The sequence below is a fragment of the Pseudonocardia sp. GCM10023141 genome (genome assembly GCF_042653605.1).
Window position 1 is genome coordinate 81,137 of sequence record NZ_JBHSIR010000023.1, and the last position, 23,836, is coordinate 104,972.

Sequence of the window (23,836 nt, forward strand, 5' to 3'; positions counted from 1 at the left end):
CGGGCCTCCCGGTCAGGTAACTGCACTCGACATTATAGTAATGTTCAGTACAGTCTCTAGTGCGTCGCAGGAGCACCCGCGGCGATCACACGACGGGAGGAGCCTCGGTGCGCGAGGTACTCATCACCGACGCGACACGATCGCCCTTCGGGCGGCGTCGCGGCAGCCTGGCCGGAATCCACGCGGTGGACCTGCTCGCCCGGATCCAGCAGGCGGTGCTCGAACGCACCAGCCTCGACCCGGGCGCGGTCGACCAGGTCATCACCGGCTGCGTCGGCCAGATCGGGATGCAGGCGATGAACGTCGGCCGCACCGCATGGCTGGTGGCCGGCCTGCCCGCGCACGTGCCGTGCACCACCGTCGACGCACAGTGCGGATCGTCGCAGCAGGCCCTCACGATGGGCCACGCCGCGATCGCCGCCGGTACCGCCGAGGTGGTTCTCGTCTGCGGGGTGGAGGTGATGAGCCGGGTCCCGATCGGCGCGACCGTGCCTGCCGACGGTGCGCTGGGCAAACCGATCACCCGCGCCTACTGGCGGCAGCACGAGTACACCACGCAGTTCGAGGGCGCAGAACGCGTGGCGGAGCGGTGGGGCATCACCCGCGCCGAGGCCGACGCCTACGGCAAGCTCTCCCAAGACCGCGCCGCGGCCGCCCGTGCCGCGGGCCGGTTCGCCGGCCAGATCGTGCCCGCCGCCGCACCCGTGCTCGACGCCGATGGACGTCCGAGCGGCGAGACCCGCACCCTCACCGAGGACGAGTGCATCCGGGAGACCTCGCTCGCGGCCCTCGCCGGACTCACGCCGACCGGCCGCCCCGACGGCGTCCACACCGCAGGCACCTCGTCGCAGATCTCCGACGGGGCCGCGGCAGTGCTCCTGATGTCGACCGAAGCGGCGGATCGCCACGGGATCGCCCCGATGGCCAGCGTCGCCGGCACCACGCTGGTCGGATCCGATCCGGTCCTGATGCTCACCGGCCCGATCCCGGCGACCCAGGCGTTGCTCGAAAGGTCCGGGCTCGCCGTGTCCGATCTGGACGTCGTCGAGATCAACGAGGCCTTCGCCTCCGTCGTGCTCGCGTGGGAACGCGAGTACAAGGTCGACATGGCCACCGTCAACCCGAACGGCGGCGCCATCGCGCTCGGCCACCCGCTCGGTGCCACCGGGTGCGGCCTGGTCGTCAAGGCCGTCCACGAGCTGCGACGGGTCGACGGCGAGCACGCACTGGTCACGATGTGCTGCGGCGGCGGGCTCGGCACCGGAACCCTGCTGCGGAGGGCCGGGTGACACTCACCTCCACCGATCCCGCCGCTACCGGCCCCTCCCCCGCCCCGACCGTCGAGGAGTTCGCCGCCGAGGCCGAGGCGTTCCTCGCCACTCACGCACCCCGCCGCGAGCCGGGTGGGCGTCGCTTCGTGTGGGGCGAGGGCAGCGACGTGGTGGAGCTGTTCAAGACGACCGGGGACGCGGAGATCGCCGCGGCACGCCGCTGGCGCCGCACCCTCTTCGACGGCGGCCTCGGCTGGATCACCGGTCCGGTGGCGCACGGCGGTCGCGGCCTGGGCCGCGCCCACCAGAAGGCCTTCGACGCGTTGGAGAACCGGTTCAACGTCGCCCCGCGAGCGCTCTTCTCCATCAGCCTCGGCTGTGTCGCGCCCACGATCGCCGACTTCGGCTGCGACGCACAGCAGCAGCGCTGGCTGGCTCCGATGCACCGCGGCGACGTACTGGGCTGCCAGCTGTTCTCCGAGCCCGGGGCGGGCTCGGACCTCGCGGGCGTGCGCACCGCCGCAGTCCGCGACGGGGACCACTGGCGACTCACGGGCCAGAAGGTGTGGACCTCGCGGGCCCGCTTCAGCGACGTCGGCCTGCTCCTCGCCCGCACCTCCCCTGGACCACGGCACGGCAACCTGACCATGTTCCTCGTACCCATGGACGCGCCCGGGGTGCTGGTCCGACCGCTGCGCGAGATGACCGGCGGCGAGGAGTTCAACGAGGTCTTCCTCGACAACGTCGTCGTCGAGGACACGCACCGCATCGGCGCCGTCGGAGAGGGCTGGCACGTGGCGCGCGGGACCCTCGCCCACGAACGCAGCGCGACCGGCGGCGGCGGCGCCGGGGGCGGCGGCATCATGCGCATCGACCGGTTGATCGCCCTCATCGAGGAGTTCGGGATGCAGGACGATCCCGAGACCCGTCGGCTCTTCGGCGAGGCCTACCTCGGCCTCGTGACCGCCCGGGTGAGCCGCACCCGCACCGAAGGGGCTCTGCGCCACGGCCGCCCACCCGGCCCCGAGGCATCGGCCGGCAAGCTGGAGATGACCCGCAACCTCGCCCGGATCGCCGACCTCGTCCGCCACGTCCTCGGCGACAGGCTGGTTGCCGACACCGGCGAGTGGGGCACCTACGCCTGGTCGGACATGGTGCTCGGCGTGCCCGGCCTACGGATCGCCGGCGGCACGGACGAGATCCAACGCACGATCATCGCCGAGCGGGTGCTGCACCTGCCCCGGGAATGACGGCGGAGGTCGCACCGGCTCAGTTGTCGAGGAAGCGATCACGGTACGTCTCGTAGGACTCCGTGGGTTCGATGTCGAGCACGGTCGAGATGCGGCCGAGCATCCAGTAGTAGCCGAGCACCTGGAGGAGCTCCACGATCTCGCGCGCCGACAGCTGTGCGCGGACGGTGTCGAAGAGCTCGCCGGACACTGCCGGACCGGCTGTGACGGCCGCCGTGAACTGCCCGACGGCTCGGTCTGCTGCGGACAGCGCGGGGTCGTCGAAGGTGCCGGCGCGGATCGCTGCACGGGTCGGATCGTCGATGCCAGCTGCCACCGAGATCGGGATGTGCTGAGTCCACACGAACGTCGCGTCTGTCGCCTGCGCGAGGGTCAGGATCGCGACTTCGCGGAGTCGGTCGGACAGCGCCAGACCGATGTAGAGGGATCAGGCGAAGTCCAGCAGCGGCTCGATGGTGGTCGACGCGTGGGACAACATGCGGAACATCGGGTCCGGCGGCAGGTTCGCGAGGAGTCGCACGACATCGTCGGGACTGGCTTCGGGTTCGGGTTCGTCCAGTCGCTGCACGGTCATTCCTCTCGATCAGCGCTTGCTCACCAGATGACCGACGAGCTCGACGACGTTCGGTTCGCCATCAAGGTGCTCGACGATCCGCCTGAGCTCGTCGCTCCCGGCCGAACCGAGGATCTCGGCGGTGAGGTCGGTGAACTTCGCGGCGACGGCTTCGGCGCGTCCCGGATTCGCCGGGTGTCCGCGGAATCCGTTCTGCCGGTGTCGGTGGACCCGGCCGTCGGTGAGCACGACCTCGATCTCGGCGCTGAGATTGACGCCGGGGCCGAAGTTCGCGGCGTAGGGGACGACCCGGTCGATGACCTGCCGGATGCGGTCGTCGTCCCAGAGCTCGGCGTTCATGTAGTCGGCGAGGTTCGCGTGGCCGAGGACGAGGAGCAGCCCCACCCCGAAGGCGGTGCTGAACTGCGCGGATATCGCGTCGGTGGGGTGGGTGTTGGAGGCACCGTGGCCCACCGCGATCTGGGGCAGACCGATGCGCACTTCCGCGACGTCGTCCCACTTCAAGCGTGTGGTCTCGAGGATGGTGTCGAGCCCCTCCAGCACGGTGGCCGCGGACCCGATGGTCGGGTACATGCGGAAGATGGTGTCGACGATGTGGAAGTGCTCCCCGATCTCCGTGGTCTCATCCGGGGCCGGGGCGCCCGTGAACAGCCGGTAGAAGCCGCGCTTCCCTTCGAATATCGTGAGCGGCCCGGTCAGCCCGGAGCCGGCGAGCTGCGCGGCCTGGGCGCCGTGGCGCGCGGCCGAGCCGGAGTGCATGCGCTTCACCTCGCCGCCGTTGAACTCGTACTCCATACCCCCGCCCGCGTCACTGCCCGCGATCGCGAGCGCGTGTGCGAGCTGGGTCGGATCGAGGCCGAGCAGCTTCCCGGCCGTGGCCGCGGCACCGAATGTACCGAGGATCTTGGATCCGTGCCATCCGCGACCGACCATGGCATCCACCGAATGGCGACCGGTTACCGATCACCACAGCCTCCTCGCAGTGGATTTCCCGGGCCGCCATCCCGGCCCGGGTGTTCGTCGGCGCGCTCGCCGGCGCTCGTGTCTGCCGACCACACCCCACCCTTCCGCGATACAGGCCGAAACGCCGTCGACGAGGAGCTGGTCAAGGTGGAGCGCCCGCAGCGAAGCGATGACGAACGACCTTGACCAGCGACGAGCGACGGCCACACTCACGGCCACCCGAGGGAAGGACAACCCCACATACCGTCTAAGCGGTGTCCGCGGCGGCAGGGATCTCGTGGACGGTGAGCGCGTCGATGATGCCGTGCTCGCGGGCAGCGCCCATGTCGTGTCGTGCACCGGGCAGCGGTGGGGAGATCCACACCAACCGTCCGATCGGGTCGGCGATGACCTGCACGTTCAACCCATGACACTTGTGCTTGCCGCTGTAGAACGCCCGGTCATATCCCGAGGCCATGCCGACCCGATCGATACGCAACCAGCGTCCCATCCAGGATCACGAACGCCTTGCGCTTCGCGACCTCGATCGCCTGCTCGAGCGTGGGTGCCAGCGTGGCCAGCAGGTCGAGTGCTTCGCGGAGGTAGCGGTAGACCGTCGAGGTCCCGACCCCGAACCCGCAGGCCAGATCGGCGTAGGTCTCGCCTTTGCGCAGGTACGCCACCACCATCAGCGCTTGACGACCAGGCGTCAGCTTGCGCCAGCGGATCGCCCGCTCGTTTCGCCGGGCACGCAACGCGTCGGCGAGCAGGCCGAGGGCGCGATTGGACACGGTCATCCCGGACGGGTAAGACAGCACGTTGAAGCTCCTGGTCAGGCGGATTGATCTCAGCAATCGCCCGTCTACCAGGAGCTTCACCCATTCGAGGTCACGCCACGCCGACAGCCCGCTGACCAGCCCATCCACCAGGTTGGCAAAGGCTCAGTGCTCCTCTACCTGATGGACTGCGACTTCAGCAATCCCAGTTTCCCCTGGTAGCGGGGCACTTTCGTCTATCCGGACGCGGACACGCCGGACCTGTCATGAAGAGCCGGGGTTAGCCACTCCCACCTGCCGAGGACGGATGCACATCTTCGACATGAAGCCGAACCCCGCGCCGCAGTCGGCGGAGCGCCGGTAGTTGTCGTCATCGTAGATGTCGGCGGTGGCACCGTCGATCAACACGTCGAGCTGCTTAGGAGTGTCGCCCTGGCCTGCGGAGTCGGCGATCTGACGTGCGCCGGTCAGCCGGACAAACTGCCATTCGGCGGCGATCGCCGCTGCGATCGCCGGCGTCGTGGGCGGTGCGACGATCAGGCGGTTCAATCCAGGATCTGCGCCGACGAGACCGACGGCGCGGCACGAAATTCGAGATGTGATGTCCATCGGCGGGTGACGTCGTCGATCGAGGCGATGATTTCGGTGGTGCCACCGAGTGGAGCGACATCCACGGGTCAGACCGACCAGTCCAGAACCTTTCGCACCGCACGCCCCAGCATCCATTCCTTCTCCGAGGAGGAGAAGGCACCGCAGTCCAGCAGGTAGTGCAGGCTGTGGGAGTAGGGCGCCGGATGCGGCGAGAGCCCTGCCTTCACCGCCTGGGTGTGGTCGCTGGCCCACAAGATTCGTTCTGCCCCGTAGGAGTCCACAACCTTTCGGAAGTGGGGAATCAGGTCTGGATACGGGTAAGGATCATGGGCGAGACGCTCGACGTGCGACCACTTGAGGTGCAGATTGCCGTATTCAGAGAGTCGGCGGATCTTGTCGAGTCGAGCGTATCGCTCGGTGGGCGCCACATCGAGGTCTGGCCAAGCAATGCCGATATGGTCGATGACGAACACCAGGTCGGGGAACTCCAACAGATAGCGCTCCAGCGTCTCCGAGTGCGGCGTCACCATGATGAAGACCGGCACCCGCGCGTCCTGGCAGGCCGCGAACAGCCGACTGTAGCCACCAGCCTCGAAATCCAGATCCCGCCAGACGTTGCCGTCGAACCCGGAATGCACCCGAATACCGGCGCAGCCGGGTTGCTTGCGCAGCCCCGCAACGACCTCTTCCAGATCGGGATCCTTGTGGTCCACACGGCTCAGCCAGACGAAGCGGTGGGGATACCTGCTGACCGCGAGCTGGGAGAACGGACGCTCGGGACGCCAGGCACCGTTTGAGTGCCGACCACCGGGGAGCATGTGGAACTCCTCGTCGAGCCCGGTGAACTCGTCGATAACGGCGGCATTGACGCCGACGGCGTCCATCGCAACGATGGTTGCGTCCACCGTGCTGTCGAGATCGGAATCGCGCCAGTTCGGCCCGATCTGGTTGGCGTGGAGCTGGCCATCGACGATGTCCACGGAAATCTCCTTGCTGTAGCGAGGAGCGGGTGCGCCTCCTGGGCCGACAGCGGCAGGTTGCCGCGCCGGTCGTCAGCTGTGTGGGCCGCCCGAGAGCCCGGGCATGTGAGCGGTGAGGCCGCCGTCGATGGTCAGCACCTGACCGTTGATGTACGAGCCTGCGTCGCTCGCGAGGAAGGCGACGGACGCGGCGATGTCGGCCGGCCGGCCCGGCCTCTCGATGAAGGCGCCGCTGGATTGGCGAAAGGATTCCTGGCTGGCCGTGTCGTCGCCGACCATGATCACACCAGGGGCGATGGCATTGCAGCGAACGCCCTGGGGGCCGTACGTGGCCGCGATGCTGCGGGTCAGGCCGATCATCCCGGCCTTGGCCGAGGAATAGGCCGTTGCGAAGCCCGCCACGCTGTGCAGTGCGGCGGTCGAGGTCATCATGATCACCGAACCGCTGCGTGCCTCGATCATGCCCGGCAGCACTCGGCGGGTGCCGAGCATCGGACCGCGCAGGTTCGTCGCGAGAATCCGATCCCAGACGTCGAGCGTCGTGTCGAGCAAACCTCCGTCATTGGCGATCGAGGCCTTGAGGGCCGCGTTGTTGACGAGGACCGTGACGGCTCCGAAGCGGTCTCGAACGGTTGCCAGCACCGACTCCCACGCGGCATCGTCGGCCACGTCCAGCGCGTAGGCCTCGGAGATGCCCCCGGCGGTGCGAATGATCTCGGCCGTCTGCCGTACCGAACCAAGGTTGATGTCCGTGGCGACAACGATTGCGCCACATGCCGCGAGCGACTCCGCGCAGCCACGACCGATCCCGGATCCGCCTCCTGTGACGAGCGCGATGCGTCCGCGAAGTGCATTGTCCAGCATCTGCTCTCTCTTCCTGCTCGACCTGCCGACAAGCTGACGCCCGTGGCTCGCAAGGTCCAACACGGTCACAACCGTAGGGTCCCTACGAAAACTACAGTAGGAGCCCTACGGTTATCAAGAGATACCGTAGGGCCCCTACACCTAGCAACGGTGTCGCGTGCCGAGGAGGCCTTCCTGATGTCCCGGATCGACAACTCGGCCGTGCCGTCGGCCCGCAGGCTGCGCGCCGACGCCCAGCGCAACTACGACCGGCTCATCGAGGCGGCGGACCAGGCCTTCGACGAGCACGGCGCGGCGGCTGCACTCGAGGACATCGCTCGACGTGCGGAGGTCAGCATCGCCACGCTGTACCGCCATTTCCCCACCCGGCAGGACCTGCTGGAAGCAGTGTTCCTGCGGATCGCCGACACATTGCGCGATCAGGCACGCGATCTGCTCGCAGCCGACGATCCGTTCGACGGCTTCGTGCGGTGGCTCGAGCTCCATCTCGAGAGCGGCGCCTGCGGTCACGGACTGGCGGCGAGCGTGATGAGCGCCAAGCTCCAGGACGGCAGCGTGGTGAACACCAGCTGTCAGGAGATGAAGGCGGCCGGTGTGGAGCTCATGGCTCGGGCCCAGGAGGCCGGCGTGGTTCGGGCCAGCGTCGACCTGGGGGACCTGCTACTGGTGGTGCACGGCATCGTGCTGATCAACGAGGAGGTGCCGACCGCAACGGATCGGCCGCGACGGATGCTGACGGTCGTCGTTGAGGGCCTGACCCCGTGAACCCGTCGGAGCCGATCGACGGGTGGGAGCACCGGCCCCGCTCAATCCGAGGCCGGAAGCGGCTTAGCGGCTCGTTGCAACAGAGATACTCCGTTGCATGCGACGAGCCCCGGGCCCGGCTTCGTGCAGAGGATCTCGATCCCGACCTCATCGTCGACGTAGCGCTTTCCGAGAACGGTGCCGATACCGTCGGCGCTCGAATGGCCCGCGCGAGGTCGTGCCGCGTCGATCGGCACGAGCCCCGATCCGCTGCAACTGAGCGAAACCTCGCAATGCGACGGGCGTACGACGATGACCTCGGTCGAGCAGTCTGGGCAACCGAGCCGGGTTCCCGGCCTAATCATGGGACTCTCCTCGAAACGTCGTCAGCACGGTACGGATTCAGTGGTCGGTACGCCACCGCAACGGCACCACATCAGGGCCCATCACACCGGCGGCGTGATAGGTGATCTCGGCGCCGGGCAGCAGCTCGTAGTCCGGGATGCGCTTGTGGAACTCCTCGATCGCGATCACCATCTCGATCCTGGCGAGGTGCGAGCCCAAGCAGCGGTGCGGTCCGGCGCCGAACGCCATGTGCCGGTTGGAGATTCGGCCGAAGTCGACCGTGTCAGGGTCGGGGAACTCCGCGGGATCGCGACCCGCGAGCGTCGCGCTCGACAGGACCCGGTCACCCTCCCGCAGGGGGATCCCGTGGAACTCGAAGTCGTGGGTGGCCGTCCGAACGGCATTGACAAAGGAGTGATAGCGCAAGAGCTCCTCGACCGCCCCAGGCACCAACGCCGGGTTCTCCACTAGCTGCCGGCGATGCTCCGGGTTCTGCGCGAGGAACAGGAGCGCGAACGACAGCGCCGTCGTGACGGTGTCGAGACCAGCCAGAAAGAGCAGGAACCCGATGTTGAGGACCTCGTCCCGTGTGACCGGACGACCATCCACCTCACCATGGACCAGCCCGCTCAGCAGGTCACCGTCGATCGGGTCGACAACCCGTTCTTCGATGGCCCGGCCGAGATAGGCCCGCAGCTCCTGGCCGGCAGCGACAGCATCCGCGGGTACCTGCGGATGTCGGAGCATGGCGTGCTCCCACCGCATGAACGTGTCCAGATCGTCCAAGGGCAGGTGCAGGACCTTCGTGAGGAAGACCGCTTGCGGGAACCGCCCGACAAACAGGTCGATCACGTCGCCCTGCCCCGCCGCGACCATGCCGTCGATGAGATCAGCACACAGCGGGCGGATCTCGTCTGCCAGGCGCTTTGCTACGCCCGGAGTGAACCACGGGGCGAGCAACCCGCGGTACTTGCGGTGATCCGGCGGATCCAGCTGCTCCGGTATCAGCAGATCCGGGTAGCCGCTGTAGCCCAGACCGATGTTCCGGTTGGAGAATGAGGCCGGATCCTGGAAGGCATCCCGCATCGCCTGCGCGTTGGTGAGCACCCAGAACCCACCCGACACCGGCGACCAGAAGGGGCGCTCATTGCGGAACGCCAGGTAGGTGTCGGCCGGCGTCGGCGTGTTCTTGGGGTCGCGGGCATAGTCGAACACCCGACGGCGATCCGCCGGAATGTGTGCGGGGCATCCGGGAGGCGCCTCTGCGGTCATCCGAGCCTCTCCTCGTCGTCGAGTGCTGACTTAAAAGCATAATAAGTCAGCTACTTCTGCCTCGCAAGGGGTGCCGCTGATCTCCGTATCGCGATCAGCCTGCTGCGCGGACGTGGACGACGTCGATCATCTGCCGCATGGGACGGGCAGCCACGAAGGCAAGAGCCTCGGCCACCTCGTCGACGCTCATCCCCGCCGCGCCGGCGACCCGCCGGTAGTAGCCGTCCTCCTGCATGGCCGAGCGAGCCCGCTCCCACGAGGGGCCGGTGAAGTTGTCGCGAAACGCGGTTCCCTCGGTGTGCCCCAGGATGCACAGGCAGAAGCGGATGCCGGTGCCGCGCAACTCTCTCGTCATCATCGTGGTGAACGCGTTCAAGCCGGCTTTGCTGGTTCCGTAGAGAATGCCTCCGGGCATCGCGTCGAGCGTCGCCTCCGACGAGACGTTCACAATGGTTCCCCCACCGTCCTGCATCAGCGGCAGCACGGCGCGAGCGGTGTAGATCGGCCCGAGGAGGTTGATCGCGAACACGTAGGCAATGTCCTCGTCGGACAGCTCCCCCAGGCGACCGAGTCGCGAGACGCCAGCGACGTTGAACAGCGCGTCGACCCGCCCCCACCGCTCACCGATCTCGGCGAAGGCGGCCCGAACAGCCGCGGGATCGGCGATGTCAACCGGGACGGCCACTGACGTGCCGCCCACGGACGCCGCCGCCTGTCGCAGCCGAGCGGCGCCGCGTGCCATCATCACCACTACCGCCGCGCCATCCGCGACGAGACGAGCCGCCGTCGCGCGACCGATCCCCGTCGACGCGCCGACCACAACGCATACCGAGCCTGCAAGCGCGCCGTCCGAACCACTGCCGGAACCGTCGTTGATCGCCATGGGCCACCTCCACTGCTCGACCGACAGCCGGCAATGTCGCCCGAGGCGAACTCGGCTCATGCAGGGCTAGTCGAAGAGATCCAGAACGGTGTTGTTGGGGACTTCAGCCAGCGTCGCACGCCGGTTCGCACGGCAGTGAGCCGTCCAGAGCTTCACCCCGGCGTCCGCGTCGCGGGCCTTGATGTGTTCGAGCAGGGCCCGATGCACCTCGTTGGACTTGGTCTGCCAGGCCGGCGGGCGACCCGGAGTCGGCGGCTGCACCGCCGCAACGACGTGGCCATGCGTGAAGATGATCTTCGAGAGCATCCCACCCATCATGGCCAGGGTCTGACTCCCGCACAGTTCGATCAGCGCCGCGTGGAAGGTCGCCGCGACCGCGCTGAACTTCTCGGTGTCACCCAGCGCCGCCTCTTCCTCGTCGAGCAGCCCCTCGAGCCGGGCGATGGCATCGCGGGACCCGTGCTCCGCCAGCCTCTGCACCGCGCCGACCTCGAGCACGGCCTGGGCGCTCAGGACGTCGGAGACCTCGGTTCTGTTGAACTCGAGCAGCAGCCCCGCATAGGTCGCCACGACAGCCGGATCAGGCGAGGTGACCCGGGCTCCACCGCGAGCACCACGTCGCACGACCAGCAGGCCCTCCGCCTCGAGGATGCGAAGTGCCTCGCGCAAGGTGGGCCGCGAGATCCCGAACTGCTTCATCAACTCGGACTCAGGAGGAAGCGCGTCGCCTTCCTTCAGCTCCCCGCGAACGATCCGACGGCGAACGCTTGCGGCGGCAAGCGAGGCCGCCTTCGGCATCTGCAACGTCGGAAACGACTCAGCTCCACCCGTCGTCGCCATGCCACCCTCCCCCGAATATCCCTAAGAAGATTTAACCACGTTCGCGTCTTCAACTGTGGACGATACCGCATGTACAGAGAGTGATCTCGGCAGCACCGACCGCGAGTCCCCTTTTCGCGGTCAGGCGGCGGGGTGGGCGGTGCGGGGGCGTTCAGACCCCGCGCGACCGCAAGTTCCGACAAGACCATCCTCGCCGAACCGGAGGGGCGCGAACGAGCCGCGCTCCCGCCGGTACAAGAGGCCATCATAACGTTAACATAGTTATCGAGTTACTGCTGCAGTTTGACGTAGGGCGGCAAGCTCTGGCGTCCATCGCGGCCCAACCTTGCCCCCGTCAGACACCAGGTCGCCCTTCGGTAGGCGGCGTGGACGGTGGGGAAACAGCCGAATTAACAGTTAGACTATTGAACGTAGCACTCGATTCGGATAGCCTGAGGCCAAGACGAGAGCAGCCCGTGTCCCGATGACGGAGAAGCGGAGCGAACGCCGATGATGCCCTTCGCTGCCCGGAGGCTGGTCCGCGGACTTCTCGTGGTCCTCCTCGCCACGTTCCTGGCGGTTGCCCTGCTGAGCCTTGCCCCCGGTTCGGTCGCCGCCTCCCTGCTCGGCGATCAAGCGACGCCCGAGGCCGTCGCCACGCTCACCACTCGACTCGGCCTCGACCAGCCGATACCCGTCCAGTACTGGCGTTGGCTTACCGGGTTGGCCCGCGGTGACTTCGGCACGTCGGTGCTCACGAACCAGCCCGTCATCGACGCGATACTGCAGCGCCTGCCGGTGACCGTCGAGATCGCCGTGCTCGCCGAGGTGATCGCCCTCGGCGCGGCGGTGCCGGGAGCGATCTGGGCGGCGAGCCGGCCAGGGGATGTCGTCGATCGGCTCTGCGCGGTGATGTCGTCGGCGGCGATGTCGATCCCGGCGTTCGTCGCGGCACCGGTCCTGGTCTACCTCCTGGCCATCAAGGCAGGGATCTTTCCCGTCACCGGCTGGAACCCCATCGAGGACGGGGTCGGCGCCAACCTGCGGAGCGCGCTGCTGCCCGCGTTCGCCGTGGCGCTGCCGGAGTTCGCCGCATTCCAGCGGCTGCTGCGCACCGACCTCGGCACGACCCTTGCCGAGGACTACATCGCAGCCGCCCGCGCGCGCGGGCTCACCGGCTCCTACGTCCTGTGGCGCCACGCCCTGCGGCCGTCGTCGTTATCGCTGCTGACCCTTGCCGGGATCAGCATCGGTCGGCTCCTCGGCGGCACGGTGATCGTCGAGTCCCTGTTCTCCCTTCCGGGTCTCGGGCAGCTGGTCATCCAGTCGATCACCGCGCGCGACGTGATCGTCGTGCAGGGCATCGTGGCCTTCGTCGTGATCGTTTACGTCCTGCTGAACACGCTGGTCGACATCACCTATGGGGCGATCGACCCCCGGGTCCGCCATGAGGTCGCCCGATGACGACGATCGATCCGGCCGCCGCACCGCGTGGATCGGCCGCCGTGCAGCCGAGCGGCCCCCCGTGCGAACCGGCAGATCAGCCGGCGATCGTCCGTTTGTCCCGACGGCCCCCGATCCTCTTCTACGCGGCCCTGTCGTGGGTGCTTCTCGTGGTCGTGCTGGCGGCGCTCGCATCAGCGCTGCCGCTGCCCGACCCCGCGCAGCCCATCGGTCAGCTCCGAGCAGGATCTGATCCGTCATGGGCGGGCCTGCTCGGCACGGACGGGCTCGGCCGCAGCGTCCTCGCCCGCATGATCTTCGGTGCCCGCGTCTCCCTCGTGATCGGCACGGTGGCCGGCCTCGGCGCCTTCGTGATCGGAACCGCCGCCGGCCTGGTGGCCGGGTTCTATCGGGGACCGGTCGACACGGTCATCTCCTACCTGGCCGACGCACTGCTCGCCTTCCCTCCCCTGGTGCTGTTGCTCGCGATGTCCTCGGTTCTACAGCCCAGCGTCACCACGCTGCTGATCGCGCTCGCGGTACTGATGACACCGACTTTCCTGCGACTCGCCCGCGCGAACACGATGAGCTGGGCAACCCGCGAGTTCGTGCAGGCGGCGACGAACCTCGGGGCGCGCCCGTCGCGCCTGATGGTCCGCGAGGTGTTGCCCAACCTGCTTCCGGCGCTCGCCTCCTACCTTCCGATCGTCGTCGCCACGCTGATCATCGCCGAGGGCTCCCTGAGCTTCCTCGGTCTCGGAATCCCGTCCCCCACTCCCAGCTGGGGCGGAATGATCAATGACGGACGCGAGTACATCGCGACGAACCCGGCACTCGTCTTCTACCCCGCTGCCGCCATCTTCCTCACCGTCTTCGCCCTCAACGTCCTCGGCGATCGGCTCAGGGCCCGGTTCAGCCACTCCCGCTGAGCCCGAAGAAGTCGAGACCGGGAAAGGAGTCACGATGCCCCCACTGCTTCACGTGACCGAACTGCGAACCTGGATCGCCACCGACGGCGACCCCGTACGGGCCGTCGACGGTGTCGACCTGGAACTGCGCGCCGGCGAGGCACTGGGAATCGTCGGCGAGTCTGGGTCGGGCAAGTCCGTGCTCGCACGTTCGATCATGGGCCTGCTGCCACCGACCGCGGCGACCTCGGGCCGGGTTCTCCTCGACGGCACCGACGTGCTGACGCTGCCCATGGCGGCCCGCCGGGCGCTGTGGGGAAGGCGCGTCGCCATGATCTTCCAGGACGCCGGCCGGGCACTGAACCCGGTGATCAGGATCGGGCGTCAGATGTGCGAGGCGATGACCCACCACCTCGGCATCTCACGGGCAGAGGCCGTCCGGCGCGCCGTCGGACTACTCGGCGAGGTGGGTGTCCCCGCCCCGGAACGGCGGATGAACAACTACCCGCACCAGCTCTCCGGGGGCATGCGGCAGCGGGTCATGATCGCGATGGCCTTGTCGTGCGAGCCCGCGCTGCTCATCGCGGACGAGCCGACCACAGCGCTCGACGTCACCGTGCAGCGTCAGATCCTCGACCTCCTCGACAGGATCCGCGAGTCGCGCAGCATGGCGATGATCCTCATCAGCCACGACCTGGGTCTGGTGGCCGGGCGGACCGATCGGGTCGCGGTGATGTACGCGGGCCGCATGGTCGAGGTGGGCCCCACCGACGCACTGTTCGCAGCCCCGCGCCACCGGTATACCAGCGCGCTGCTGGCCGCGACGCCGGAGCTGGAGGGCCCGCGCCCGGACCGCATGCCGGTGATCGAGGGTTCACTGCCGGACCCACGGCTGGCGCTGACCGGATGCCGGTTCCGGACGCGATGCGACGTCGCATCGGAGAGCTGCGCGGTGGCGGGAGCCGGGCTGATGGCCGCGGGACCGGCCGACGCGCACGTCCATGCATGTCTGAACCCGGTCGGGTCCACGACCGGAATGGCCACAGTCGGAGCAGGGGCGGGAGCAGGCGATGGCTGGCACCGGTGACGCACACCTCCGGTCGAGGGACGTCGTGCTCTCGGCGCGCGACCTGACCGTCGAATACTCCACCCCGGGCGGCGTCGTGCATGCGGTCAGCGGTGTCAGCTTCGACGTCCGCCGAGGCGAAACCCTCGCGCTCGTCGGCGAGTCCGGATGCGGCAAGTCGACGACCGGACGAGCCGTGCTGCGGCTGGAGAGGATCACCGGTGGCCAGGTCTCCTTTCACGACACGGATCTGACCGCGCTGCGCAGCGGCCCGTTGCGGGCCCTCCGCCGCCGAATGCAGATGATCTTCCAGGACCCGGTCGCCTCGCTGAACCCCCGGCGAACCGTGCGCGAACTCGTTGTCGAAGGGCTCGCGATCGCCAGCGAGTCCGCCGCCACGCGAGCCCACGTCGCAGACCGGGTACTCGCCGAGGTCGGGCTGGACCCCGCCCGCCACGGCGCGATGCGCCCGCGCCAGCTCTCGGGTGGGCAGGCCCAGCGGGTCGCCATCGCCCGTGCCCTGGCCATCCGTCCCGACCTGGTCGTCTGCGACGAACCGGTCTCGGCGCTGGACGTCTCGGTGCAGGCCCAGATCCTGAACCTGATCAAGGATCTGAAGGCGGAGCACGACCTGACGCTGGTGTTCATCAGCCACGACCTCGCCGTCGTCCGTTCCGTCAGCGACCGGGTCATGGTGATGTACCTCGGCCGGATCTGCGAGACAGGCTCGGTCGACGAGGTGTTCGGCAGTCCTGCCCACCCCTACACGCGCGCACTGCTCGACTCGGTACCGCGGCCCCGGCGGTCCTTCAGCGGCCCGGCGCTCTCCGGCGAGGTCCCCAGCCCGCTCGATCCACCGTCGGGGTGCCGGTTCCGCACCCGCTGCCCGGCTGTCATCGCGCAGTGCTCGACCGAGGTGCCCACGATCCGCCGGATCGGGCCCGACCACCACGTGGCCTGTCACGTCGCCGAGGGAGCAGTCGCGGCGGGGGCGATCGGTTTGTCGGTGAGCGGGGCGGAGGGCCCGTAGGGCGGTCCGACGCGAGCTGATGGGGCGGTCGGCCATGACCGACCGACCGCCCGGCGCGCTACCGGTCGAACTCGATGAGGCCGCGGATGTTCTTCCCGGCACGCAGGTCCTCGAAGCCGCGTGCCACGTCGTCCAGACGGTAGCGGGTCGTGATCAGCTCTTCGAGGCGCAGTTCCCCGGCTTGCCAGGCGCGCAGCTGAGCGGGGATGTCGGCCGTGGGTGCGCTGGAGCCGAACAGCGAGCCCTTGATCGTCTTCTCGAACAGGACGAGCTCAGTCAGCGAGATGTCCCCCTCGCGGGTGCGCGCCTCTCCCAGCCCGACCACGACGCAGGTGCCGGCCTTGCGCACGGACCGCACCGCCTGTCCCACGTGCTCACCCGTGACCACACCCACGGACACGATCGTGGCGTCGGCTCCCTGGCCGTTGGTCAGGGTGCGGGCGAGGTCGGTCGCCTCCCGGATGTCGGGCACCCCATGCGTCGCTCCGAACTCGAGCGCCGTCGTTCGCTTGAACGCGACCGGATCGACCGCGATGACCGCACCCGCTCCCGCGCGGGCGGCGCCCTGCACCGCGTTGATGCCGATGCCACCGACGCCCATCACGATCACGACCTGTCCCGGCCGCACGCCGGCGCCGTTGACCGCGGCGCCCCAGCCTGTGCCGACCCCGCAACCGGTCAGGCACGCCACGTCCAGGGGGATCGACGGATCGATCCGGACCGCCGACGCGGTGGAGACCGTCGTGTACTCGCAGAAGGTCGAGACACCGCACATCTGGCCCACCGGTTCCCCGTCCAGCGACAGGCGAAACGATGTGGGGTCCTCCCACCGCGCGTTCGTGCCGAGCGATGCTCCCAGGTCACAGAGATTCTGGTGGCCGGTCGCGCACCACCTGCAGCGGCCGCACGCAGGCACGAACGAGAAGACGACGTGATCGCCCTCCGCGAAACCCCCGGTCCCGGGTCCCACGGCCTCGACGACACCGGCACCTTCGTGGCCCCCGGCCAGCGGAATCCGCCCGGCCGGCACGTCACCGGTCGCCTGATGATCGTCGGAGTGACAGATTCCGGACGCGGCCATCCGTACCCGGATCTCCCCGTGCCTTGGGTCGTCCACGTCGAGCTCGACGACCTCGTACCGTCCGGGCACCTGTGTCAGCACTGCTCCGCGGGTCTTCATCCAGCACTCCGGTATCTCACAGGGAACGGCCACCACGGCGACGGCCGGACGCGCAGCGAACTAGGCCGCGTTGACAAAGTCCTGATCGCGACCTTCGCGCCCAGATCGTCCCTGGCTGCGTTGCCACCACGACCGGTACAACCAGGTACGACGGCTCGCGGCGGCGCCTTGCCAGGAACAATCTGGATCACGAAGGCCATCGATCATCCCCTTGTCAACACGACCTAGCGGCGCTTCGGTGTCCGGGTCCAGCCGCCCTCACGTCTCCCGCCCCCGCGGACGGCGGAACAAGCTCTCCTGGGCAAAGCTCGCGGCCCGATGCCCGTCGGCGTCGCGGATGACGCCCGTGTACAAGCCGCGCCCGGCGCCGGCCGTCACCGGCGTGAGGTCGATCAGGACCCAGTCGTCGACGCGGATCGGGCGGTGGAACCACACGGCGTGGTCGAGGGACGAGCCGCTGACCCAACCGTCGATGTGGAAGGGCGACAGGCCGTTGGACATGTCCGAGATGTAGGCGAGGACGCAGGACTGGACCAACGGATCGTCCGGGAGCCCTGCCGAGCAACGAGCCCATAAACGGGTGGGCGGCACCGCCGTCGGATGCGGCTGAGCCGGCACGTGCGTCTCGATCGACAGGCAGCGGCTCGGTCGGATCGTCTTCGCCATTGCGGGCGGCGGATCGGGCATCGTGCCGAGCCGACCGTCGCGGTCCAGCCCCTCTTCGGGCTCGCAGAACGACGCGGCCATGCTGAAGATGGCGTGCCCGTCCTGACGTGCCACCACCCTGCGCGATGAGTAGCTCCGACCGTCGCGGTCGCGCTCGACCCGGTAGTCGACCGGACGGGCCGGATCACCGCTGCGGAGGAAGTAGCCGTGCAGCGAATGCACCGCACGGCCGGCTGGGATCGTGGACCCGGCCGCGAAGAGTGCCTGCGCGGCAACCTGACCGCCATAGATCGGCCAGTCGGACGCGAAGAGCAAGGTCGACCGGTACGCGTCGCTGCCCGTGTCCTCGAGGACGAGCAGGTCGAGTACAGACGATGTCGCCGCGTCGGGCGAGACTGCGGAAGCACTCATGACAGACTCACCGCCCGTAACGTGCGCCCTGTACGGCGGCGGGATCGAACAGCGCCGCCAGCTCGTCGACGTCGTGGCGGCTCAGGACGACGTGCAGGGCGGCGAGGTTCTCCTTCAAGTAGCTGACGCGCTTCGTTCCCGGGATCGGTGCGGTGGGCACCTCCTGGGCGAGCAACCACGCCAGCGCGATCTGCCCCGAGGTGGCGCCCCTGTCCTCCGCGAAGCTCTTCAGCTGCCCGACCAGCTTGAGGTTCGCGTCGAAGTTCTCGCCGGAGAACTTCGGGATGGTGGTGCGGTAATCGTCCGCGCCGAAGGTCTCCCCCGTGGCGAAGCGACCGGCCAGCATGGCCCGCCCGAGCGGGCTGTAGGGCACCAGCGTGACGCCCAACTCGAGGCAGGCCGGGACGATACGGGCTTCGACACCCCGCTCCCAGAGCGAGTACTCGCTCTGCAGTGCGGCAATCGGATGCACCGCCGCGGCCCGGCGCAGATTGTCCGCGCTCACCTCACTCAGGCCCAGCGCCCGCACCTTGCCGGAGCGGACGAGCTCGCCCATCGCACCGACGGTCTCCTCGATGGGCACGTCGGGGTCGAGACGGTGGTAGTAGTAGAGGTCGATGCGATCGGTACCCAGCCGCCGCAGGCTCGCGTCGCAGGCCTGCGCCACGTATTCGGGACGGCCCGACACGGTCATCCCGCCGTCGGGGGTGAGCAGGGCGGCAAACTTCGTGGCCAGCACGATGTCGTCGCGCCGCCCGCTGATTGCCTCGCCGATCAACGACTCGTTGTGGCCGAACCCGCGCACGGGCTCCTTGTTCCCCCAGGAGGCACCTGCAGCTCCGTAGATGTCGGAGGTGTCGAGCATTCCGGCACCCAGGTCGATAGCCGCCCTGATGGTGGCGATCGACTCGTCGCGGTCCGCGGCACCGTAGGACTGCGACATCCCCATGCAGCCGAGACCGATCGGGGCGATCGCGATGCCCGTGTCACCGAGAGCCACCCGGCGCACGGGCGGCGTCTGCTCTGTCATGAATCCTCCGTCAAGGGGACCGGCAGCCTCGGCGAGGCTGCCGCGATCGGCGTCGGGAACCGGGCGGATCACGACGGCAGGCCCACCATGGCGCGTACCGCGGGCGCGGCGAACGTCTCGGTGACCGCGGAGCTGACGTACCCGCCGTCGACGACGAGGTTCACCCCGTTGACGTGCCCCGCCGCCGGGGTGCACAGGAAGACCAGCGGACCGGCTTGCTGCTCGGGCGTGGCGGCCGCGCCCCCGACCGCATCGCGATAGTCCTTGCCGAACTGCAACCACATGTCGGCGTTCGCCCGCGCCAGCGGGGTATCGGTGGGGCCCGGCAGGATCGCGTTGATCCGGACGCCGGCTGTGGCCAGTGCGCACGCCCGGCGGGCGACGTAGGCACACACCGCCCGCTTCGAGAACGCGTAGGTGTCCTGGTCGGCGTTCTTCTCGATCCACGCCACCGCAGTCGCGAAGTCCGGGGTGTCGAGGTAGTCGCCGAGCACGTCGAGATTCCGCTCCCAGCCGAGCCCGGCCAGCGAGGCGATCATGCCGACCGCGGACCCACGCGGCAGCCGCCCGCTCGCCAGCAGGGATTCGATGAGGTGCCGCTGGCCCGTGAAGTTGACCCGATCCATCCCGGGGGTACCGCCCGCAACTCCCGCGCAGCAGAGCACCACGTCGAAGGCACCCTCGATCCCGCCGAGCGCCTCGTCGATGCTCGCCTGCTCGCGCAGGTCGAGGAGGTGGCTCTCGACGCCGTCGGCCGCGACCGGGCGATGGTCCAGCACCACGACGGATGCGCCCAGCTCAGCCACGATCCGGGCGGCCGCGGCCCCGATACCGGACGCACCACCCACCACCAACGCGCGCTTGCCACCGAGCCCGAACCGCGTGGGCGGTGTCCGATCGTCCATCTTCTGCAGCTCCTTCAGGAGGTCGAGCCGGGGTGGGGCACCCTCAGACCGGGAGGCCGAAGGTCATGGTCTCGAGGTACTGCTCGAATCCCTCCAGGCCGTTCTGGCGGCCGAGGCCGCTGCGCTTGAACCCGCCGAACGGGGAGTCCGGGGCATACCAGTTGCCACCGTTGATGCGCTGCACACCCGTCCGGACCCGTCGGGCCACGCTCATGGCCCGATCGAGGTCAGCTGAGCTGACCGCGCCGCCCAGCCCGTAATGGCTGTCGTTGGCGATCCGGACCGCGTCGTCGTCGTCCGCGAAGGGGATGACCACGAGCACCGGCCCGAAGATCTCCTCCCGCGCCACGCGCATCGAGTTGTCGACATCAGCGAACAACGTCGGCTCGACGAAGTACCCGCGCGGCAAGTGCCGGGGCCGGCTCCCACCGGTGACGAGCCGTGCGCCCTCAGCCTTGCCGGCCTCGATCAGGCCGAGCACGCGGTCGCGCTGGCGCGCGCTCACCACCGGCCCCATCGTGACGGCCGGGTCGAGGGGGTCGCCGTACGGGACGGCCGCCATCTCGGCGGCCGCTGCTTCGACGGCTTCCGCGTAGCGATGTCGCGGGACGAGCAGCCGCGTGGCGATCACGCAACCCTGCCCGGCGTGGGCGCTGACGGCCGCGACCGCACCTCGCGCCGCCGCCGCGAGGTCCGCGTCGTCGAGCACGATGGCGGCCGACTTCCCGCCGAGCTCCAGGAACAGCCGCTTGAGGCTCGGTGCGGCCTTCTCCATGATCCGGCTGCCGGTTGCGGTCGATCCGGTGAACGAGACCATGTCGACCCGGTCGTCGACCACGAGCTGCTCGCCAAGAGCATGATCGGAGGAGGTCACGACGTTCACCACACCAGCCGGGATGTCGGTCTGTTCGACGATCAGCCGGCCCAGGCGCGTGGCGTTGAACGGCGTGTCCGGCGCGGGCTTCAGAACGATCGTGTTGCCCGTCGCGAGGGCCTGGCCGAGCTTGTTGAGGGTGACCTCGAGCGGGTAGTTCCACGGCACGATGGCGCCGACCACCCCGACAGCCACCTTCGCGACGATCCGGCGGCTGGTCTGACCGAGGAACTGCGCGGTGCCGAGGTCGCGCTCCCACCCGAAGAAGTCCATGCACTTCAGGGGCCACGCGATCGCGTCGTCGATCGGGACGTCGACCTGCGTCGCATAGGTGAGCGCCTTCGGCGAACCGGTCTCACCGATGATCTCCGAGCGGTACGCCTCGCGCTCGCGCCCCAGCGCGTCGTGCAGCTGCCGCAGGCAGTGCGCGCGGAAATCGCGGTCAGCGCTCCACGATGTGGTGTCGAAGGCCCGCCGGGCCGCCCCGATCGCGGCGTCCATGTCGCCTGCGACGCCGTCGGCGACCGAGCCGAGCACCTCCTCCGTCGCCGGGTTGACGTTCTCGAACCGCCGACCCGACACGCCTGCGCCGAGCACACCGTCGATCAGCATCCTGGATTCGTGCACGCGGGTTCTCTCCTCCAAGCATGCGGTGGACCCGTGTCCCCGCAACGTGACCCTGCTGGTGATCCGAACGGTCGGCCTGTCAGTTGACGGCGCCCAGCTCCTTGAGAGCGATGATCTGTTCCCAGTCCCGGCCGGTTGCGAGCAACAGTTCCTCCGTTGACGCCCCGAGCTCGGGTGCCGCGCTCAGCGCCGGGGGGTCGGCGTCGAACTGGATCGGCGAGGACACCAGCGAGAACTCCGCGCCCGACGGGTGCACCACCGGCTGCACGTAGCCGTTGGCGATCGCCTGCCGGTCCCGCGCTACATCTCCGGCGGTGTTCACGACATCCCACTGGCCCTCCTGTCCGGCCAGCCGCTCACACCACTCGGCCAACGGGCGGGCCCCGAAGATCTCATCGAGGACCTGCAGGGTCTCCTCGGGATGCGCGGCGCGCGCCGCCCGATCCGCGAAGCGCGCGTCATCGATCAGTTCGGGATGCCCCAGTGCCGTGCAGAAGCCCGCCCAGTAGCGGTCCGACTGCAGGATGCTCAACGCGATGTACCGGCCATCCGCGGTCCGGTAGATGTTCGCCAGGGCGTTGTTCGGATCGCTGCGGGTGCGCTTGGGCAGCTCCGCGGCGCCGGTCAGCTGCGTACCGACGATCGCCGGTGCCATGGCCCACATCCCCGTCGCGAGCAACGAGATGTCGACGACCGTCGGCTCCCCAGTCCGATCACGATGCCCCAACGCCGTTCCGACGCCTCCGGCCAGCATCATGCCCCCCTGGATGTCGCCGAACGCGGGGCCGGGCATCCGCAACGGCCACTCGAGCTCAGCCGGGGTCACCCCCGAGGCCGCCCCCGATCGGAACCAGTAGGAGATGGCGTCGAACCCGCCCTTGTCGGCTTCCGGCCCGAGCGGGCCCTGGCCGCTGCCGCGCGCGTAGATGATCCGTGGGTTGCGGGCGCGGAGATCGTCCGGCTCGATGCCGAGCTTCTGGCGGGCCGGCGGCAGGAAACTGGTGAGGAACACGTCCGCGGTGGCGACGAGGTCCATCAGCACCTCGCGGCCTTCCTGCACGGCGATGTCGATCCCGATCGACCGCTTGCCCCGGTTGAAGATCTCCCACATCGGGGAGACGCCGGTGCCACCGCCGTCGAGCCCGTCCGACGCCAGGCCGCGCATGGGGTCACCGAACACGGGGTGTTCGACCTTGATGACGTCAGCGCCCCAGTCGGCGAGGACCGCCCCGGCGGCGGGCACGAAACCCCACATCGCGACCTCGACGACCCGGATGCCGTGAAGGACTCTCGTCATTGTTGCCGTCCTCTCTCATCGAACCGGTCACTCGGTAGCCGGCACCGGCTCGAACAGCGGGATCGCGACGTCGTCGAGCAGCTCGAAGACGACACGCACGCGCTGCCCGATCGCCACGTCGCGCACAGGACAGTTCACGATGTTCGTGAGCAGCCGCAGACCTAGCTGCTCGTCCAGATCCACGAGCGCTATCACGTACGGATCCGGAGCGGCGCGGGGACTCCACTGCTGGTGGTTGATGGTGAACGACGCGACGACACCGCGTCCTGCCACAGGCTCCGGCTTCGGGTCCACGGCAAGGCAGCGCCGGCACCGACGGCTCGGCGGATGGTTCCACCAGCCACAGGCACCGCAGTGCTGGATCAGCAGTTCGCCGTCGCGACCGCCGGTCCAGAAGCGCTCGTTGACCACTCCGATCAGCGGAGGCACCCGCAGCGGGCCCGTGCGTTCGCGGGCCGCGGGCGCAGGCTCCTGGGACGGTTTCGCGGTCATCGACACCCTCCCGACCGAGTTTTCGCTTCAACAACACAATAAGTCAACTATTAATGGGCCCGCAAGGGCTGCTACGCGGACTCGGACACCGAGATCGCCCGCTCCGGGCACTCCGCAGCACCGGCCCGTGCGGCATCAGCGGCGGCGCTGTCAAGTTCCTCCCGCTCGATGGCGATGTAGCCGTCGTCGTCGAGCGGGAACAACTCGGGATGCAGCGCATTGCAGCGAGCATGCCCCTGGCAACGGCCCGCTGCGACGATGATCTCCATGTCCAACCTCCGTAAACGTTGTTCGCTCAGGCGGAGCTACTGGTCACCTGCGGGACCGTTCCGGCCCGGGTCCGGCGCGTAGCCGAAGAAGGCCTTGAAGCTCGTCTCGTCGAAGGAACGCCTGCTGTTGCGCAGTTCGGCGGCGACGAGCGCATCGATCCGCCGTTGGCACGCGTCGGCACCGGCGTGGTCGCCCGCGGCCCGTAGATCGGCCAACCGGGCGCGCTGCACCCCGATCTCCGCGGTCAGCCGAGCGCCGGCCTCGCCGAAGGTCAACAGGTCGTAGTCGTCCTCGTCCGCCCGCTGCAGCGCCTCATCGCCGTCCAT

General features: G+C 68.8%; 25 protein-coding genes and 1 pseudogene. 7 read left to right on the forward strand and 19 right to left on the reverse strand.

Going from position 1 to position 23,836, the window contains the following annotated elements:
• Positions 1-107 precede the first annotated feature (107 nt).
• Together ACFPFQ_RS12285 and ACFPFQ_RS12290 are read left to right on the forward strand one after the other, a co-directional pair.
• A complete protein-coding gene (locus tag ACFPFQ_RS12285) occupies positions 108-1,289 on the forward strand; it encodes an acetyl-CoA C-acyltransferase (RefSeq protein ID WP_379617997.1) in 1,182 nt (393 codons plus the stop codon).
• Positions 1,286-2,521: an acyl-CoA dehydrogenase family protein gene (locus tag ACFPFQ_RS12290; protein ID WP_379617998.1), complete on the forward strand. Its 1,236-nt coding sequence runs from the start codon at positions 1,286-1,288 to the stop codon at positions 2,519-2,521. The genes ACFPFQ_RS12285 and ACFPFQ_RS12290 overlap by 4 nt, the downstream gene beginning before the upstream one ends.
• 19 nt (positions 2,522-2,540) lie before the next feature.
• Here the strand turns inward: ACFPFQ_RS12290 and ACFPFQ_RS12295 are convergent, their stop codons facing one another.
• From ACFPFQ_RS12295 to ACFPFQ_RS12325, 7 genes and pseudogenes are all read right to left on the reverse strand, one after another.
• The gene (locus tag ACFPFQ_RS12295) at positions 2,541-2,837 is read right to left on the reverse strand and encodes a carboxymuconolactone decarboxylase family protein (protein WP_379618000.1); all 297 of its coding nucleotides are present in this window, start codon (positions 2,835-2,837) and stop codon (positions 2,541-2,543) included.
• A gap of 111 nt (positions 2,838-2,948) precedes the next feature.
• On the reverse strand, positions 2,949-3,095 hold the full coding sequence (locus ACFPFQ_RS12300; RefSeq protein ID WP_379618002.1) for a hypothetical protein: 147 nt from the start codon (positions 3,093-3,095) through the stop codon (positions 2,949-2,951).
• Positions 3,096-3,104: 9 nt separating this feature from the next.
• Complete coding sequence (locus ACFPFQ_RS12305) at positions 3,105-4,028, reverse strand: MmgE/PrpD family protein (RefSeq protein ID WP_379618004.1); 924 nt, start codon at positions 4,026-4,028, stop codon at positions 3,105-3,107.
• A 286-nt stretch (positions 4,029-4,314) separates the two neighbouring features.
• A pseudogene (locus tag ACFPFQ_RS12310) lies at positions 4,315-4,855 on the reverse strand (transposase family protein); the annotation flags it as partial.
• Between the two features lie 222 nt (positions 4,856-5,077).
• A complete protein-coding gene (locus ACFPFQ_RS12315) occupies positions 5,078-5,422 on the reverse strand; it encodes a hypothetical protein (protein ID WP_379618006.1) in 345 nt (114 codons plus the stop codon).
• A 68-nt stretch (positions 5,423-5,490) separates the two neighbouring features.
• Positions 5,491-6,384 carry an amidohydrolase family protein gene (locus ACFPFQ_RS12320; RefSeq protein ID WP_379618008.1) on the reverse strand — a complete coding sequence of 298 codons (894 nt, stop codon included), beginning with the start codon at positions 6,382-6,384 and terminating at the stop codon, positions 5,491-5,493.
• Positions 6,385-6,456: 72 nt separating this feature from the next.
• Positions 6,457-7,248 carry an SDR family NAD(P)-dependent oxidoreductase gene (locus ACFPFQ_RS12325; RefSeq protein ID WP_379618010.1) on the reverse strand — a complete coding sequence of 264 codons (792 nt, stop codon included), beginning with the start codon at positions 7,246-7,248 and terminating at the stop codon, positions 6,457-6,459.
• Positions 7,249-7,425: 177 nt separating this feature from the next.
• Between ACFPFQ_RS12325 and ACFPFQ_RS12330 the strand changes: the two genes are divergently transcribed.
• Positions 7,426-8,013 carry a TetR/AcrR family transcriptional regulator gene (locus tag ACFPFQ_RS12330; protein ID WP_379618012.1) on the forward strand — a complete coding sequence of 196 codons (588 nt, stop codon included), beginning with the start codon at positions 7,426-7,428 and terminating at the stop codon, positions 8,011-8,013.
• 381 nt (positions 8,014-8,394) lie between these two features.
• Here the strand turns inward: ACFPFQ_RS12330 and ACFPFQ_RS12335 are convergent, their stop codons facing one another.
• From ACFPFQ_RS12335 to ACFPFQ_RS12345, 3 genes are all read right to left on the reverse strand, one after another.
• Positions 8,395-9,609: a cytochrome P450 gene (locus tag ACFPFQ_RS12335; protein WP_379618014.1), complete on the reverse strand. Its 1,215-nt coding sequence runs from the start codon at positions 9,607-9,609 to the stop codon at positions 8,395-8,397.
• Positions 9,610-9,703: 94 nt separating this feature from the next.
• Positions 9,704-10,492, reverse strand: coding sequence for an SDR family oxidoreductase (locus ACFPFQ_RS12340; protein ID WP_379618016.1), 789 nt, complete (start codon positions 10,490-10,492; stop codon positions 9,704-9,706).
• A gap of 66 nt (positions 10,493-10,558) precedes the next feature.
• Positions 10,559-11,332 (reverse strand): FadR/GntR family transcriptional regulator, encoded by a 774-nt coding sequence (locus ACFPFQ_RS12345; RefSeq protein WP_379618018.1) that lies wholly within the window; start codon positions 11,330-11,332, stop codon positions 10,559-10,561.
• A gap of 489 nt (positions 11,333-11,821) precedes the next feature.
• Between ACFPFQ_RS12345 and ACFPFQ_RS12350 the strand changes: the two genes are divergently transcribed.
• From ACFPFQ_RS12350 to ACFPFQ_RS12365, 4 genes are read left to right on the forward strand one after another with little or no spacing between them, the layout of a single operon-like run.
• Complete coding sequence (locus ACFPFQ_RS12350; protein WP_379618020.1) at positions 11,822-12,775, forward strand: ABC transporter permease; 954 nt, start codon at positions 11,822-11,824, stop codon at positions 12,773-12,775.
• The gene (locus ACFPFQ_RS12355; protein ID WP_379618022.1) at positions 12,772-13,683 is read left to right on the forward strand and encodes an ABC transporter permease; all 912 of its coding nucleotides are present in this window, start codon (positions 12,772-12,774) and stop codon (positions 13,681-13,683) included. Before ACFPFQ_RS12350 ends, ACFPFQ_RS12355 begins: the two co-directional genes overlap by 4 nt.
• A 34-nt stretch (positions 13,684-13,717) precedes the next feature.
• Positions 13,718-14,749, forward strand: a complete 1,032-nt coding sequence (locus tag ACFPFQ_RS12360; RefSeq protein ID WP_379618024.1) for an ABC transporter ATP-binding protein — start codon at positions 13,718-13,720, stop codon at positions 14,747-14,749.
• Positions 14,733-15,758, forward strand: coding sequence for an ABC transporter ATP-binding protein (locus ACFPFQ_RS12365; protein WP_379618026.1), 1,026 nt, complete (start codon positions 14,733-14,735; stop codon positions 15,756-15,758). The genes ACFPFQ_RS12360 and ACFPFQ_RS12365 overlap by 17 nt, the downstream gene beginning before the upstream one ends.
• Positions 15,759-15,816: 58 nt before the next feature.
• Here the strand turns inward: ACFPFQ_RS12365 and ACFPFQ_RS12370 are convergent, their stop codons facing one another.
• The 9 genes from ACFPFQ_RS12370 to ACFPFQ_RS12410 all read right to left on the reverse strand — a co-directional run bounded on the left by ACFPFQ_RS12370 (position 15,817) and on the right by ACFPFQ_RS12410 (position 23,836).
• Positions 15,817-16,938: an NDMA-dependent alcohol dehydrogenase gene (locus ACFPFQ_RS12370; RefSeq protein WP_379618028.1), complete on the reverse strand. Its 1,122-nt coding sequence runs from the start codon at positions 16,936-16,938 to the stop codon at positions 15,817-15,819.
• Between the two features lie 258 nt (positions 16,939-17,196).
• On the reverse strand, positions 17,197-18,015 hold the full coding sequence (locus tag ACFPFQ_RS12375; protein ID WP_379618030.1) for an acyl-CoA thioesterase: 819 nt from the start codon (positions 18,013-18,015) through the stop codon (positions 17,197-17,199).
• A gap of 7 nt (positions 18,016-18,022) precedes the next feature.
• Positions 18,023-19,045, reverse strand: coding sequence for an aldo/keto reductase (locus tag ACFPFQ_RS12380; protein ID WP_379618032.1), 1,023 nt, complete (start codon positions 19,043-19,045; stop codon positions 18,023-18,025).
• Between the two features lie 68 nt (positions 19,046-19,113).
• The gene (locus tag ACFPFQ_RS12385; RefSeq protein ID WP_379618034.1) at positions 19,114-19,950 is read right to left on the reverse strand and encodes an SDR family oxidoreductase; all 837 of its coding nucleotides are present in this window, start codon (positions 19,948-19,950) and stop codon (positions 19,114-19,116) included.
• Between the two features lie 43 nt (positions 19,951-19,993).
• Entirely contained in the window at positions 19,994-21,451 is a 1,458-nt protein-coding gene (locus tag ACFPFQ_RS12390; RefSeq protein WP_379618036.1) for an aldehyde dehydrogenase family protein, read from the reverse strand.
• A gap of 79 nt (positions 21,452-21,530) precedes the next feature.
• Positions 21,531-22,748: a CaiB/BaiF CoA transferase family protein gene (locus ACFPFQ_RS12395; protein WP_379618038.1), complete on the reverse strand. Its 1,218-nt coding sequence runs from the start codon at positions 22,746-22,748 to the stop codon at positions 21,531-21,533.
• A 27-nt stretch (positions 22,749-22,775) separates the two neighbouring features.
• Positions 22,776-23,240: a Zn-ribbon domain-containing OB-fold protein gene (locus ACFPFQ_RS12400; protein ID WP_379618040.1), complete on the reverse strand. Its 465-nt coding sequence runs from the start codon at positions 23,238-23,240 to the stop codon at positions 22,776-22,778.
• 71 nt (positions 23,241-23,311) lie between these two features.
• Positions 23,312-23,509 (reverse strand): ferredoxin, encoded by a 198-nt coding sequence (locus ACFPFQ_RS12405; RefSeq protein WP_379618042.1) that lies wholly within the window; start codon positions 23,507-23,509, stop codon positions 23,312-23,314.
• Positions 23,510-23,545: 36 nt separating this feature from the next.
• Entirely contained in the window at positions 23,546-23,836 is a 291-nt protein-coding gene (locus tag ACFPFQ_RS12410) for a hypothetical protein (protein WP_379618044.1), read from the reverse strand.

Excerpts from the sequence above, each read along its gene's own strand:
- ACFPFQ_RS12300 (WP_379618002.1), bottom strand. The coding sequence starts at position 3,095 with ATGACCGTGCAGCGACTGGACGAACCCGAACCCGAAGCCAGTCCCGAC.
- ACFPFQ_RS12350 (WP_379618020.1), top strand. The coding sequence starts at position 11,822 with ATGATGCCCTTCGCTGCCCGGAGGCTGGTCCGCGGACTTCTCGTGGTC.
- ACFPFQ_RS12370 (WP_379618028.1), bottom strand. The coding sequence starts at position 16,938 with ATGAAGACCCGCGGAGCAGTGCTGACACAGGTGCCCGGACGGTACGAG.
- ACFPFQ_RS12355 (WP_379618022.1), top strand. The coding sequence starts at position 12,772 with ATGACGACGATCGATCCGGCCGCCGCACCGCGTGGATCGGCCGCCGTG.
- ACFPFQ_RS12400 (WP_379618040.1), bottom strand. The coding sequence starts at position 23,240 with ATGACCGCGAAACCGTCCCAGGAGCCTGCGCCCGCGGCCCGCGAACGC.
- ACFPFQ_RS12380 (WP_379618032.1), bottom strand. The coding sequence starts at position 19,045 with ATGACAGAGCAGACGCCGCCCGTGCGCCGGGTGGCTCTCGGTGACACG.
- ACFPFQ_RS12335 (WP_379618014.1), bottom strand. The coding sequence starts at position 9,609 with ATGACCGCAGAGGCGCCTCCCGGATGCCCCGCACACATTCCGGCGGAT.
- ACFPFQ_RS12305 (WP_379618004.1), bottom strand. The coding sequence starts at position 4,028 with ATGGTCGGTCGCGGATGGCACGGATCCAAGATCCTCGGTACATTCGGT.
- ACFPFQ_RS12385 (WP_379618034.1), bottom strand. The coding sequence starts at position 19,950 with ATGGACGATCGGACACCGCCCACGCGGTTCGGGCTCGGTGGCAAGCGC.
- ACFPFQ_RS12360 (WP_379618024.1), top strand. The coding sequence starts at position 13,718 with ATGCCCCCACTGCTTCACGTGACCGAACTGCGAACCTGGATCGCCACC.
- ACFPFQ_RS12325 (WP_379618010.1), bottom strand. The coding sequence starts at position 7,248 with ATGCTGGACAATGCACTTCGCGGACGCATCGCGCTCGTCACAGGAGGC.
- ACFPFQ_RS12345 (WP_379618018.1), bottom strand. The coding sequence starts at position 11,332 with ATGGCGACGACGGGTGGAGCTGAGTCGTTTCCGACGTTGCAGATGCCG.
- ACFPFQ_RS12410 (WP_379618044.1), bottom strand. The coding sequence starts at position 23,836 with ATGGACGGCGATGAGGCGCTGCAGCGGGCGGACGAGGACGACTACGAC.
- ACFPFQ_RS12340 (WP_379618016.1), bottom strand. The coding sequence starts at position 10,492 with ATGGCGATCAACGACGGTTCCGGCAGTGGTTCGGACGGCGCGCTTGCA.
- ACFPFQ_RS12330 (WP_379618012.1), top strand. The coding sequence starts at position 7,426 with ATGTCCCGGATCGACAACTCGGCCGTGCCGTCGGCCCGCAGGCTGCGC.
- ACFPFQ_RS12395 (WP_379618038.1), bottom strand. The coding sequence starts at position 22,748 with ATGACGAGAGTCCTTCACGGCATCCGGGTCGTCGAGGTCGCGATGTGG.
- ACFPFQ_RS12375 (WP_379618030.1), bottom strand. The coding sequence starts at position 18,015 with ATGAGTGCTTCCGCAGTCTCGCCCGACGCGGCGACATCGTCTGTACTC.
- ACFPFQ_RS12365 (WP_379618026.1), top strand. The coding sequence starts at position 14,733 with ATGGCTGGCACCGGTGACGCACACCTCCGGTCGAGGGACGTCGTGCTC.
- ACFPFQ_RS12405 (WP_379618042.1), bottom strand. The coding sequence starts at position 23,509 with ATGGAGATCATCGTCGCAGCGGGCCGTTGCCAGGGGCATGCTCGCTGC.
- ACFPFQ_RS12315 (WP_379618006.1), bottom strand. The coding sequence starts at position 5,422 with ATGGACATCACATCTCGAATTTCGTGCCGCGCCGTCGGTCTCGTCGGC.